Here is a 13185-nt window from a genome sequence, read left to right as displayed (position 1 = left end):
GCTTGGAATTGTCAGCTGGCAGCAATGACGGGGATCATTGGTGATTTGGAAGTAAATAAAACACTCATAAAACAAGCAGCAGATTTTGGTTATGCAGTAGCAACAGATTTAGCTGATTGGCTTGTACGCAAATTGGGGCTTTTCTTTCGTGAGACTCATTATATTACTAGGCATATCAGTGGCATTGGCGGAAAAAAAGAAATGTCGTCTTAATGATTTATTATTGGCTGAACTTCAAACGATCTATCCTGATGTAAATACAGCGGTTTTTGATGTTTTAACAGTTGAAAAATCAGTTAAAAGTCGTAAAAGTTTTGGTAGAACAGCGCCTTTAGAAGTACTTCGCCAAATTGCTTATTGGAAAAGGTATCTTGTGAGTGTGTGAATAGATTTTAATTGTAAATACAAAAAATGCAGCAAAATATCGATATAAGAAGAAAAGGGCGTATGAGAACTATTTTAAAGAATTTAATAATTGTCCTTTTTTTTAATGCTGTTATAGTTGGGTGCGGGCGTAAAGGGGCATTAGAATTACCTTCTTCAACAACGGTGGAGTTTTCACAAGGAGCTTTTGTTTCTGAAAGAAAGACGGATAAACCTTTTATTCTCGATCGATTGATACAATAGAGGTTTTTATGCGTTTTTTTCCTTATCATCAAGACATGCTCTATGCTGAAGGTCTTTCACTTTCTACACTTGCAGATAAGGTTGGAACACCTTTTTATTGTTATTCAGCCAATGCACTTGTTACACATTTTCAAGACTATCAAAATGCATTTCATGATATAGCTAGCCTTATTGCTTATGCGGTCAAAGCAAATTCCAATCAGGCTATTTTACGGCTTTTAGCACGCAATGGAGCGGGCGCTGATGTGGTGTCAGAAGGTGAATTACGACGTGCTTTAGCTGTTGGTATTCCTGCGCATCGTATTGTTTATGCTGGGGTTGGTAAAACGGTTAGAGAGATAGATTTTGCTCTTGCACATGATATTTGCTGTTTTAATGTCGAATCAGAGCAGGAGCTTGAACAATTATCAGCACGGGCTGTTGCACTTTCAAAAAATGCACGTATTTCGTTGCGTCTTACTCCAGATGTAGATGCAAAGACCCATCAGAAAATTACAACTGGTAAGTCTGAAAATAAATTTGGTATTCCGTTGGTGTTGGCATATGATGCCTATAAAAAAGCAGCACAATTGCCTGGTCTTCAAGTGTGTGGTGTGGCTATGCATATTGGTAGCCAGATTTGTGATTTAAAACCATTTGAAGAGGCATTTATAATTGCTGCAGATTTTGTGCGCCATTTACGCAATGATGGTTATGCCATAACCCATGTAGATATTGGAGGTGGGCTTGGGGTTTCTTATGGTCGTGAGTCGTGTTTAGTGCCTTCTCCTTTTGATTATGCAGCACTGGTAAAGAAACATATTGCACCTTTAGGGATTACTGTAATTTTAGAGCCTGGGCGCAGTATTGTAGGCAATGCTGGTGTGTTGGTAACATCTGTTGTATATTTCAAAAGAGGAAAGGGGCGCAATTTTGTTATTGTTGATGCAGCAATGAATGATTTTATGCGTCCAACACTTTATGATGCTTGGCATGATGTGATACCAGTGAAAAAAACACCATTAAATGGTATGATGATCAATGCAGATATTGTTGGCCCTGTTTGTGAAACTGGTGATTATTTAGCATTGGATCGTTGTCTGCCAGTGTTAGAGGCGGGTGATCTTTTGGCAATTACTGGAGCGGGCGCTTATGGTGCGGTGATGGCAAATACCTATAATAGCCGACTTTTGGTACCGGAGGTTTTAGTTCAAGATACGCGTTATGCTGTTGTTCGCCCACGTCTTGATTATGCGCAATTGATAGGCTTTGATCATATTCCAGATTGGGTTGAAAATTTTTAAATGTCTTTGACATTGTTTCCAATAAACTTTTATGGAACGATTTATATGGTACAAATTATTTTGTATAGGTCTTATGATTCTTAAACTTATTTTAAAAAGGACAAATGATTGTCTATGAAAGATGAAAACATCAAAGGTTTTCTGAAAATAAGGCTTTTATTTGCGCGCCTTCTCGCTTGGTGTTTCTTATTTTTTGAGCGGATATGGCCGCGACTGTTACCATTTTTTTTAGCGTTAAGTCTTTTATGTTCACTTAGTTGGTTTGGTGTTTTTAATCTCTTAAGTTATTGGTGGCATTTATTTTTTCTTTGGCTTGTACTTTTTGCTATTTTGGGAAGTTTGTTTCTGCTGTTTGGCTTTCGCTTTCCAACAGTAAGGGATGTTGATTGTTATATTGAAAAGACAAATGGGTTTAAAAACCAGCCTTTAAGTGTTCAAAAAGATCGTTTGTGTGTTGAAGATGATGATGGTTCTAGTGTGGTTATTTGGCGTGAACATCAACGCCGCATGGCAGAACAGTTGCATCATGTTCAAATCGGATTTGCTTACCCCAATAGTGCTGCCTATGACCCTATAGCTCTTAGGGCACTATTTATTTTGTTGTGTGTGTGTGCTTTTAGTTTTTCTTTTGGCTCATCTGGGGGGCGTTTATCGGATGCGTTTGATCTACGCCCTGTGGTTGATGAATCATCAATACGTATTGATGCTTGGGTAACACCACCTGCTTACACAGGTATTGCACCTATTTATTTAACACAAGGTGAGACAACAAAGCTTACTGTTCCTGAAGGTAGTGATGTTGTTGTGCGCGTTGTTAATGGCGCTGGTGTTAAGGTTAAGGCTGTGCCTGAAGACGGTGGACACAAAATTTTACTTACTGAAAAAAGTGAGCAAACGACTTTAAATGATCCAATGACTCGTTTTGAAACACGTTTAGATCGTTCAATGCGTTTGTTTGTGTCATCGCGTCATAGGCAACAACAATGGCATTTGCACATGATTAAGGATAAAGGGCCGACGATTCATTGGCTTGCAAAACCAGAGCGGATTTTGGCTGGTTCATTAGAATTGCGCTATGAGATGGATGATGATTATGGTGTAACAAAGGCTTTTGTTGCGATAGAACCTCTTCTTGATCAGAATAAAAATGCTTCTCCTCTTTATAAAGCGCCTGAGATAAACCTTCTTTTAGCGCGTGGTGGAAAAGGTAAAATGCGAACAGTCCAAGATATATCTGGTCATCCATGGGCTGGTAGCGAGGTTAAAATCACTTTGGTAGCAGAAGATGGGGCTGGTCAGCAGGGGCGTAGCAAAACTTTTATTATGATGTTACCACAGCGTATTTTTGCCAACCCTATTGCCCGTGCAGTAGATGAGCAGCGTCGTTTGTTAGCACTTGATGCACATGCACAAGAACGTGTACTTGACATGCTTTCTGCCTTGCTTGTGCGCCCGGAAGATGGTCTTCAAAATGTGACACATTTTCTGGCATTGCAAAGTGCATGGATAAGGCTTTCTGCTGCAAAAACAGATGATCAATTGCGTGATGTAGTTCATTATTTATGGCAAATTGCTTTAGGTATTGAAGGTGATCAGTTTGAGTCTGCTCAGCAAAGATTAAAACAAGCACAGGCTGCTTTGCGTGATGCATTGCGCCATGGCACTTCAAGTGAGGAAATTGAGCGACTGATGGCAAATTTACGCCAAGCTGTGAATGATTATATTAGTGCTTTGCCTGAAAAAGAATTAAAAGATAGCAATGAGCGTAGAGCTACACTTTCTGAAGATTCATTATCCCAAAAGTTGGATTCGATTGAAGAGATGGCTAAGTTGGGTTCTTCTTCTGCAGCTGAACAGCTTTTAGCTGAAATTGAGCAGACACTTGATCATTTGCAGAATCGAAAAAGCAATCAAGCTAAAGAGGAAAATGATCATCAAGCAACACAAATGAAAAAAAAGCTAGATCAACTTGGTGATTTGATGCGTCGACAGCAGGAAATTCTTAATGATACGCACCATTTAGAAAAGAAACAACGTTATGATGAAACAGATGTCACAAGCAATGAGGAAAAGCAAAACAAAGCTTTGGAAGATCGTCTGATTGAATTGCAGTCTGAGTTATCAGAATTAGAAAAAGGACTCTCAGCACAAGGTCTTAAACAAAATGATGCGTTGAAAGAGGCAGAAAAGAAAATGAACTTAGCAAAGACCGCTCTTGATAATGGGGACTATGAAACGTCAATGCAAAATCAGTCAGAGGCTTTAGAATCCCTGCGACAAGGCGCGCAAAGTGTTCTACAAGAAATGCGTGAGATATTGAAAAAAGGGGATAATCACAATGATGCTCATGGCCCTCAAGATCCATTAGGACGTCCGCTTTCTTCGCAGACAGGTCAAGGTCAAGAAGGTGTGGGGGGAGCACAGAAAAATGATCAAATGCGTGCACGACAGATTTTGGAAGAAATTCGCAAACGCCTTAATAATGGTCGTATTCCTGAGGCAGAAAAAAGCTATCTTGAAAGATTGCTTCACTTTCGTTAGTCAAATTTAAATCAATATTAGAAAAAGCGCATTAAAAATTTTTATAAAATAAGGTGCACTCCAAATAAAGAACACAGCAAAGTAACCGTGCTTTTGATGAAGTGATAATACCGTGGTGTATTTTACTTATGTTACTTTGTTTTTGAATTATTTTGGTTAAAAGTGGAAGGTGAAAGTTTTTGCTCTTGAGGGAAAGGGGTGCAAACCCATATAAGTTGATTATAAAAGGCTGCAACGTTTGATATTTGTTTCTACACGGTAATGTAAATTGGATATAGTTACACTCAAAGATTTTTATGCTTCTGCACTTGGTCTTCGGGTGCAAACGACAATTTGTGACCAATTGAATTTCTATTGGCCAAATCTTGCTGATAAGCGAGTAATGGGTTTTGGTTATGCAGTTCCTTACCTTTCTGTGTTGTGTACGCGTGCAAAACACTGTTTTGCTTTTATGCCCGCTAGTCAGGGTGCTTTACCTTGGCCTTGTGCTGATAGGGTTGCTACAGCACTTGTTTTTGAAGAAGATTTACCTCTTCCTGATGCTTCGATTGATTGTGTTTTATTGGTACATGCACTTGAATATACAGAAAATTCACGCGAAACTCTTAAAGAAATATGGCGTGTTTTAGCACCTAATGGTCATTTGATTGTTATTGTTCCCAATCGCAGCGGTTTTTGGGCACGCAATGATCGTACACCTTTTGGTTATGGTGAACCTTATAGTCGCCAACAAATTGTTCGTTTATTTGAAGAAACAAATTTTATATCCGGACCTGTGCAAGAAATTGTATATTATACACCTTCTTTAAATTATACGGCGCGGTTGTTTTCGTTTTTCTATAGACCATTTATACGCCACCTTTTTCCTTATTTTGGTGGGCTTTTAATGTGTCAGGCACACAAACGTATTTATCAAGGTATCAGTATACAACGCCGCCAATCACGACGTGTGTTCATTCCTACATTATCACCACAGGCCCGCGAGAGATATGTCTTGTCTGGATCTGATTTTGTTTCAGAGAAAAATTGATGATATTAGAATTATTTTAAAGGTAATCATTGCTCATAAAATTTAAAGATTAAGGCGATAGCCATTTTGATCTGTAACGAGAATCTGAGCATTAGAGGGGTCTTTTTCAATTTTTTTGCGTAAACGATAAATGTGGGTTTCTAATGTGTGGGTGACAATGTTTTTATTATAGCCCCAAATATGTTCCAGCAATGTTTCGCGGCTTACAACTTTGTTACGCGTGTTATAAAGATATTTAAGAATCGCCGCTTCTTTTTCGGTAAGACGGATTTTATTGCCATGGCAATCAATCAGAAGTTTTTGCCCAGGTTTAAAAGTGTAAGAACCAATACGAAAAATTACATCTTCATGGTGTTCATATTGATGTAATTGAGTTCGAATACGCGCTAACAATACTGCAAAACGAAAGGGTTTTGTTACATAGTCATTGGCACCTTCTTCAAGGTTTAAAAAAGTATCACAATCTGTGTCATGGTCAGTTATCATAATAATGGGAGCACGAAATTTTTGATTGCGTAATTTTTTAACAGCTTCGCGACCATCTAGATCAGGCAGTTTAATATCAAAAATAGCAAGATCGATTTTTTCTTTATAAGCTATTGCGAGTCCTTCTTTGGCTGTTTTTGCTTGGAGCACTTCAAATTCTTCATGGATTTGCAATTGTTCTAGCAGAATAGAGCGCAGGTCATCCTCTTCTTCAACAATTAAAAGGGTGTAGCTGTTCATTTTTTTTCCTTATAAAGCCTATATGCGCTATACTTTGTGGAAAGTAGTTTCATGAAAATAAAATCTTATGCAAGTAGAATTAAAAAAGAAATGCTATAAAAAACAAACTTTTGTTGCTTTTATGGTCATCCGTCGACAAGCAGGTGTCCATACACGAGGTATTCTTTGTGCTGGCCAGCATCGTTTTTTTTGTGCTTTAGGGCGAAGTGGTATTTCCCCTTATAAGCGCGAAGGTGATGGTGCTACGCCTTTGGCAAATATGCGTTGTTTAGGAGGATTTCGCGATAATTTTTATCGTCCTTTTCCACGTTCAGTTTTGCCTTTTCATCGTATTCGTGCACAAGATGGTTGGTGTGATGCTAGTGGTGATGCTAATTATAATCGTTTGGTACGCCTTCCTTACCCTAAAAGTGCTGAAAAGATGCACCGTGAAGATGGTCTTTACGCGATTGGCCTTATTCTAGATTGGAATAGCACACAGCGCAAAATGGAAAGAGGAAGCGCTATTTTTATGCATTTAGCACGGGACAATTATGCCCCAACAGAAGGATGCATTGCACTTTCGCGCCGTGATATGGAGCGTCTTTTACCCTATATTAATTGGCGGACAAGAATTGTTGTTTTAGGTTAAAAGCATTTCTGGTTTAAGCCCACCCATAGAGCAAATTTCTTTCCACTCATCTTCTGTGACAGGTTGTACTGATAAGCGCATGGTTTTAACCAGTGCCATGTTTTTTAATTTTGGATTAGCTTTGATTTGTTTTAACGAAACAGGGTTTGGCATATCATAAAGGGCACGGATATCTACACATTCCCAGCGTGGATCAGAAGTTGTCGAATCAGGATGTGCTTGTGCACATACTTCTACAATGCCTACTATTTCTAACCCTTTGTTGGAATGATAGAAGAATCCTTTATCACCATATTTCATGGCACGCATATTATTGCGCGCTTGATAGTTGCGTACACCATCCCATTGTTCGCCATGTGCGCCTTTTTGTTTTTGCATGGCCCATGACCATTTTTGAGGTTCAGATTTAAAAAGCCAATAAGCCATTTAGCCTCCTTTTTTATGCACTGTGTTTGGTTTTTGCGTTTAATTTTATAAAAAATAAGTGTTGGAAGGATTTTAGCCATAGGGATTTTATGTTCTCATACTTTTGCTCCTCGCCGTCCTGTACCGATTAAGGGGGGTGCTTTTTCATCCAACGGCCAGCGTGAGCGAGGGGCAATATCAAGAGGGCTTGTTTGCCCCTGTTCTATGCGTTTTGCACCGGCAAAAGCAATCATTGCAGCATTGTCTGTGCACAAAGAAGGAGGGGGAGCAATAAATTCAAAACCATGTTGGCAAGCCAGCTCTTGCAAACTTAAACGAATAGCTTGATTGGCTGATACTCCACCTGCAACAACCAAGGCAGGAGGGCGACATTCTTTCTGATGAGCAAGGGGATAGTGGTGGGTAAAATATTGCAAAGCTAAACTAACACGATCTTGCAATGTATCAATGACTGCTGCTTGAAAACTTGCAGCGATGTCAGCAATATCACGCTGTGTTAAAGGAGCCATTGTTGTTGCGGCTTTGCGAACAGCAGTTTTTAGGCCGGAAAAAGAAAAATCTAACCGCTTTTCACCCTTTAAAGGTCGTGGGAGAGAGATGCGATTTTTATCTCCTAATAAAGCGGCTTTTTCAAGAGCTGGACCACCAGGGTAAGGAAGACCTAAAAGATTTGCAGTTTTATCAAAGGCTTCTCCCAAGGCATCATCAATGGTTGTTCCTAAGCGTTGGTAATTTCCTATTCCGTGGACAAGAATGATTTGTGTATGACCGCCTGAGACTAGGAGCAATAAATAGGGAAAATTTATATCATGAGTCATGAGTGCTGTTAAAGCGTGCCCTTCTAGATGATTGACAGCAATAAAAGGTTTTCCGGTAGCAAGAGCTAATGCTTTTGCACTCATAAGTCCCACTAAAAGCCCCCCAATCAGACCAGGGCCACTTGTGGCTGCAATAGCATCAATATCTTTCAACTTTATATTAGCTTGTGTAAGTGCTTTAAGAATCAAGCTATCAAGAATTTCAACATGAGCACGAGCAGCAATTTCGGGAACAACGCCACCATAAGGCGCGTGATGTTCAATTTGGCTCCAAACGATGTTGGAAAGAATACGACTTTTTCCATTACTGTTGTGCTCAATAATAGCAGCAGCAGTTTCATCACAGCTTGTTTCTATTCCCAATAGGCGCATTGCAGGATAACCTTATGTTGAAGATTTTTCATGTAGTGGGTACCACGGATCAAGAGGGATGCAAAGAGTTCTCTTAAAATATAAGGTGTATGAGAGACAATGCATCTGGATATAGTCTATGGGGTGTCGTCAGTGATGGATTGCTCCATTTGAAAATTCAACAAAAAAGTAGAATGTTTAGTATAGGATGCATTTTAAAATGTGGTAAGTCATGTTGGTGACTAGTTCTTGGAAATTTTGTAGTCAAACCATATGATGTACAAGCCATATGATGTAAGTGTGAGAGGTTGGCAGCGTTAAACCTTAGAAAGTTTTTTTACAATTAGGTTTTTAGCACACTTGATGTTGTTTATCCCAAAATTGATATGTTTTTTAATTTTTTGACAATGAGTGGCTGCTTTAACAATGAGTGGCTAGCACATTGGGGTTGTTGCATTTACTGTTTATAATCAACAATTTTTAAGGATTTTTTTTAAACATCAATTTTGATGTACTTCCAAGACTTTTTCTCTAAAATATTAAGTATATTTGAGGGAGGATAGGCTATTAAAATATTTGGTTTAATTGAAATATCTGGCTTGTGAGTTAAGAGAAATTGAGTAAAAATACTTAAAAAGCGAGATATTCAATCAATGCTTAGCTTTTTTAAAGTTTCTTTCATTTTGTTATTTTATAATAAAAATGAGCGGGAGAAAAGAGACATTTATGGCAAAATTTTCAAAACCCAGAGCAAAACCACATTATACCGGTACTAACCGTAAAACACCTATAATTGAATGTGATGTGATAGATTGTGATTTAGAGCAAGAAACACAAAACTCAGCAGAATCAATGACAAAGGAAACACAAAGCAAACAAAAAGCAAAAGGGAGGAAAGCATCTGGTATTGCTTGGTTTCATTCGTTGATTTTGGTAATTGTTGGCAGTTTTATCACCTTAAGTTTTTGGATAGGAATGCAATGGGCGGGTTTTTTTTCTCCTTTTTTGAGAAGCGAGCATATTAGAGAAGAACAAGCTTTACAGATTGCTGAAATTGCAAAAAGCCAAGCTGAAGAAACAACGCGGCAATTGCATCATATTATCCAAGAACTTGATGCATTAAAGACGGCTTTTTCTATTTTTTCATCACAAGGTGATAAGTCTTTCCAAAGGGGTGAGGCATCACAAGAAGAAAGTAAGGAAATTTTTGCGGCTTTAGAGAAAAAGGTCAATGCTCTTGAAGAGAATATACAAAATTTAATTGCAATCTCACACGCTATTCATGAAGCTTTATTAGCTGGGCAGAGCAATACAAATGATTTTGCTGTGTTAAAGCAACAAATAGACACTCTACGAGAAGAAATTGCTGCTAAGAGTGATACAAAAGGGGGAATAGATCCTGAATTTTTAATGGCGATTAATGCCTTTAAAAATGCCGTCGATCGGGGTGAACCTTATGCCAATGAATTGGAAATAATACAGCGTTTTTCACCTTCAGTTTCTGGGCTTGATCTTTTGCAAGAAACAGCAAATACAAGTCTTCCAAGCCCTGCTAAGCTTGCGGCTGATTTTTCTAGTATTGCAGATACGATTGTTGGGCAACAAAATATTGTTGCACCAGATGCTGGTTTTTTTGCACACATTTGGGCCTGGATAAAAAGTTTATTTGTTTTACGGCCAGTTGGAAACGTGGAAGGTGTGACGGTAGGTGCGATTGTAGCGCGGATAGAAATGGCCATTCAAGTTGGAGATTACGAAAAGGCTTTAGCAGAGTGGCAAACATTACCGCAAAGTGCTCAGGATATTTCAGTAGATTTTATGCAGCAGTTAAAACGGCATTTAACTGTTCAACGTGTTTTTCAGCAATTACTGATTTTTGTGCAACAAGGATCTTCTAAGGCTATAAAAATGTAAATGGGGCCAAGAATGATACGTGTTTTTATTTATATTTTTGTTGTTTGTGTTCTTGGTGCAGCTTTTGGATGGGTTGCTAGTCATAATAGTGTTGTGACCATAACATTTATGCACACGCGATTATCTATTTCATTGTTAGCTTTTTTAAGTACATTTATTGTATTTTTAGGGATTTTATGGGGACTTTTGTATGTTGTTTGTTTTGCACCTGGGGCTTTCTACAATTATTTTTATACACGCCGTCAAAGACGTGGTCGTGAAGCTCTTTCACAGGGCCTTCTTGCAGCCTTTATTGGTGACCATCTAACAGCACAAAAAATGGAAACACAGGCGTTAAAGTATCTTGAAGAAAATTGTGAACCGTTGATAAAACTTTTACAAGCTCAAACTCTGGTTTTGCAAAAAGATTCTATTCGCGCCATTCACCTCTATGAGGAGATGAGACAAAAGAAATCAACAAAACTTGCTGGGCTTTATGGTTTGTTTCGTGAGGCTATGGATACGAAAACTTATGAAGCAGCACAGCACTATGCACAAGAGGCGTTTACTTTATCACCATCACTTGTGTGGGCTCATCAGGCTGTGCTTGATCGATTGAGTGCTGAGGGGCAATGGGATGAAGCACTGGATGTTTTTGAAAAAGTGCAAAAAGCTTTACCACGCTCTGCCCGTTTGACTGCAGAGCGCAATCATACCCATGCTTTGTTATTGAGTGGAAAGGCGCTTCATGTCTTTAAAATCCATCCTGTAAAAGCACGTAGCGCTATTTTAAAAGCACATAAGTTGGTACCTGATTTTGGACCGATAACGGTTATAACCGCCGGTATTCTTTATAAATTAAATGAAACCCGCAAAGCTGATAAAATAATCATTGAGGCTTGGAAGAAGGATCCTCATCCTGATTTTGGAGCACTTTATCTTGGCAGAGAAGAAAGAGCTGTTGGACGTTTGAAAAAAGCTAAAAAACTGGCTTCTTATAATAAAAACACTTTTGAATCAGCCTTTCTTATTGCTAAGGCTGCTTTAGATGCAGGTGAGTTAACATTAGCAAGAGAACAAGCAAAAAAAGCACTAAATTATCACCCCCGTGAAAGTGTGTATTTATTACTAGCAGATATTGAAGAAGTGCAAGGAAATGATCAGGGGTTAGTGCATCAGTGGCTCTCTTTAGCACGCAATGCAGAACGTGATCCAACATGGATTTGTGATAATACTCTTTTTTCTTCTTGGTCAGCGGTTTCTCCAATAAGTGGGCGATTGGGCTGTTTTGAATGGAAAGCACCTCCTCGTCGGTTTCCTTTAACATTAGGAGCTGATGACATTGTACTGAAAAAAGAAGATAAACAAAGTGTTACTGAAATAGCTTTTAAAGATAATCTCTTAAGCAAATGTCCACCTAAAGAAAGTGATAGCCCCTTTGAGGTTTACACAAACAAGCAGGATGAAGAAACACTCAATCAGATCCATTTAGATGTTGATGATTCAAACGTTAAAACAACGAAAAAAAAGGTTTCTACATCAAAAAAGAAATTTCAATTATTTTAAAGAGAAAAGTTTAAAGGAAACTTTGTTGACAAAAATTATTTTCTTGTGCTTTAGAAGCGCGTAACTAAACTATATTGCTGCAATAATAACTGAAAAGAATTTTTTGGCAAAAATGGATCTTGGTAAAGAACAGAAAAATAAAAAGCCAAGAATTGCAGTGGTTTTACATCGTCAATCTCCATGCATTGGCCGCTTGGGACAATTTCTGCAACAAAACGGTTTTGTTCTTGATACTTATTACCCTATTGCAGGACAAAAGCTTCCCGATACATTGGAACATTACGCAGGTGTTGTCATTTTAGGTGGCCCGATGAGTGTCAATGACGGGGAAGCATATATTCGTGAAGAAATTAATTGGATTTCTTTATCCATGAAAGAAAATAAACCTTTTTTAGGTATTTGTCTTGGGGCACAAATGTTAGCGCAAAATCTTGGTGGGCGTGTTTGTGCGAGAAGTGACAAAATTGTTGAAGTTGGTTGGTATCCACTAGAAGCAACACCTCAAGGTAGAGCGATTATGGATTGGCCTGAAATGGTTTATCATTTTCATGATGAAGGTATTTATGATTTACCTAAAGAGGCAGTTCTTTTAGCAAGTGGTCAAACATACCCTGTACAAGCTTTTCGTTATGGAAATAATGCGTGGGGTTTGCAATTTCATGCTGAATTGACACGGGCTATGATGCAGCATTGGGTCGTGCGTTCAGCTAAGAAATTGACTAAAAAAGGTGCCCAACCTGCCTATGCACATTTACAAGGCTACTTAATGTATGACAAAGCTTTGCGCCAGTGGTTTAAAAATGCATTGCAACAAATTTTTGGTGTTAAATAAATTTAAAAATTATGTTTATTTTGAAAATGATCTTTGAAAAAGAAAATTTTCGTTTTGTTGGTATTCTATTAATGGATATCAGAACAAGAGCTTTTTGATGCTATATTAACACATTTTGCTCTTCAAAACAGGCTTTTCATGAGGAAGGGAAAGGGAGAGAGACTTATAGTTGAAGGGCTTGGAAAATTGCTACCGTTTCACTGTTTTTGAAAATCAGAGGGTTAAGGAAATATCTGTACGCAAGACAATAGGGGGAAATTTTGAAATTTAGATATTTTTTTAAGTGATGCTGATAACAGGATTTCGTTTCGCATCTATTAAGTCTAAAAAGTATAATAATAGTATTTTAATTAAGCGTGAGGGCAATAATTTATTAGGGTATGTTACTTTTGATTTTCTATTTTTACGACATTCTTATTTTGTTGATCTTCTCAAAGTTGATAGGGCTTTATGAGTGAAGT

At 38.2% G+C, this 13185-nt stretch carries 13 protein-coding genes; 10 read left to right on the top strand and 3 right to left on the bottom strand.

Annotation, left to right across the window (positions count from 1 at the left end; all coding sequences use genetic code 11):
- Nucleotides 1-24: 24 nt before the first annotated feature.
- The 6 genes from GGR10_RS06850 (at nucleotide 25) to GGR10_RS03235 (ending at nucleotide 5481) form a co-directional block, all read left to right on the top strand.
- Nucleotides 25-213, top strand: a complete 189-nt coding sequence (locus tag GGR10_RS06850) for a hypothetical protein (RefSeq protein ID WP_246316831.1) — start codon at nucleotides 25-27, stop codon at nucleotides 211-213.
- Nucleotides 179-385 carry a hypothetical protein gene (locus tag GGR10_RS06845; protein ID WP_246316830.1) on the top strand — a complete coding sequence of 69 codons (207 nt, stop codon included), beginning with the start codon at nucleotides 179-181 and terminating at the stop codon, nucleotides 383-385. Before GGR10_RS06850 ends, GGR10_RS06845 begins: the two co-directional genes overlap by 35 nt.
- 62 nt (nucleotides 386-447) lie before the next feature.
- Nucleotides 448-627, top strand: a complete 180-nt coding sequence (lptM, locus tag GGR10_RS03250) for an LPS translocon maturation chaperone LptM (RefSeq protein ID WP_182479900.1) — start codon at nucleotides 448-450, stop codon at nucleotides 625-627.
- A gap of 8 nt (nucleotides 628-635) precedes the next feature.
- Nucleotides 636-1910, top strand: coding sequence for a diaminopimelate decarboxylase (lysA, locus tag GGR10_RS03245; RefSeq protein ID WP_182479899.1), 1275 nt, complete (start codon nucleotides 636-638; stop codon nucleotides 1908-1910).
- A gap of 114 nt (nucleotides 1911-2024) precedes the next feature.
- Nucleotides 2025-4451 carry a TIGR02302 family protein gene (locus GGR10_RS03240; RefSeq protein WP_182479898.1) on the top strand — a complete coding sequence of 809 codons (2427 nt, stop codon included), beginning with the start codon at nucleotides 2025-2027 and terminating at the stop codon, nucleotides 4449-4451.
- Between the two features lie 268 nt (nucleotides 4452-4719).
- Nucleotides 4720-5481 carry a class I SAM-dependent methyltransferase gene (locus GGR10_RS03235; RefSeq protein WP_182479897.1) on the top strand — a complete coding sequence of 254 codons (762 nt, stop codon included), beginning with the start codon at nucleotides 4720-4722 and terminating at the stop codon, nucleotides 5479-5481.
- A 42-nt stretch (nucleotides 5482-5523) separates the two neighbouring features.
- Here the strand turns inward: GGR10_RS03235 and GGR10_RS03230 are convergent, their stop codons facing one another.
- Nucleotides 5524-6207 (bottom strand): response regulator transcription factor, encoded by a 684-nt coding sequence (locus GGR10_RS03230; protein ID WP_182479896.1) that lies wholly within the window; start codon nucleotides 6205-6207, stop codon nucleotides 5524-5526.
- 67 nt (nucleotides 6208-6274) lie between these two features.
- Here GGR10_RS03230 and GGR10_RS03225 point away from each other — a divergent pair, with 67 nt between their 5' ends.
- Entirely contained in the window at nucleotides 6275-6838 is a 564-nt protein-coding gene (locus tag GGR10_RS03225) for a L,D-transpeptidase family protein (RefSeq protein ID WP_182479895.1), read from the top strand.
- On the opposite strand, the gene GGR10_RS03220 is transcribed toward GGR10_RS03225, so the two are convergent.
- Nucleotides 6830-7264, bottom strand: a complete 435-nt coding sequence (locus tag GGR10_RS03220; protein ID WP_182479894.1) for an EVE domain-containing protein — start codon at nucleotides 7262-7264, stop codon at nucleotides 6830-6832. The genes GGR10_RS03225 and GGR10_RS03220 overlap by 9 nt on opposite strands.
- Before the next feature lie 95 nt (nucleotides 7265-7359).
- Nucleotides 7360-8454 carry a tRNA (adenosine(37)-N6)-threonylcarbamoyltransferase complex transferase subunit TsaD gene (tsaD, locus tag GGR10_RS03215; protein WP_182479893.1) on the bottom strand — a complete coding sequence of 365 codons (1095 nt, stop codon included), beginning with the start codon at nucleotides 8452-8454 and terminating at the stop codon, nucleotides 7360-7362.
- A gap of 705 nt (nucleotides 8455-9159) precedes the next feature.
- Between tsaD and GGR10_RS03210 the strand changes: the two genes are divergently transcribed.
- The 3 genes from GGR10_RS03210 to GGR10_RS03200 all read left to right on the top strand — a co-directional run bounded on the left by GGR10_RS03210 (nucleotide 9160) and on the right by GGR10_RS03200 (nucleotide 12724).
- Nucleotides 9160-10347: a COG4223 family protein gene (locus GGR10_RS03210; RefSeq protein WP_182479892.1), complete on the top strand. Its 1188-nt coding sequence runs from the start codon at nucleotides 9160-9162 to the stop codon at nucleotides 10345-10347.
- 12 nt (nucleotides 10348-10359) lie between these two features.
- A complete protein-coding gene (locus GGR10_RS03205; protein WP_182479891.1) occupies nucleotides 10360-11892 on the top strand; it encodes a heme biosynthesis protein HemY in 1533 nt (510 codons plus the stop codon).
- 112 nt (nucleotides 11893-12004) lie between these two features.
- Nucleotides 12005-12724, top strand: a complete 720-nt coding sequence (locus tag GGR10_RS03200) for a glutamine amidotransferase (RefSeq protein ID WP_182480082.1) — start codon at nucleotides 12005-12007, stop codon at nucleotides 12722-12724.
- Nucleotides 12725-13185 lie beyond the last annotated feature (461 nt).

This window comes from Bartonella chomelii (assembly GCF_014138465.1).
In the GTDB taxonomy this organism is placed as follows: domain Bacteria; phylum Pseudomonadota; class Alphaproteobacteria; order Rhizobiales; family Rhizobiaceae; genus Bartonella; species Bartonella schoenbuchensis.
This window is presented reverse-complemented; position numbering and strand designations above follow the sequence as displayed.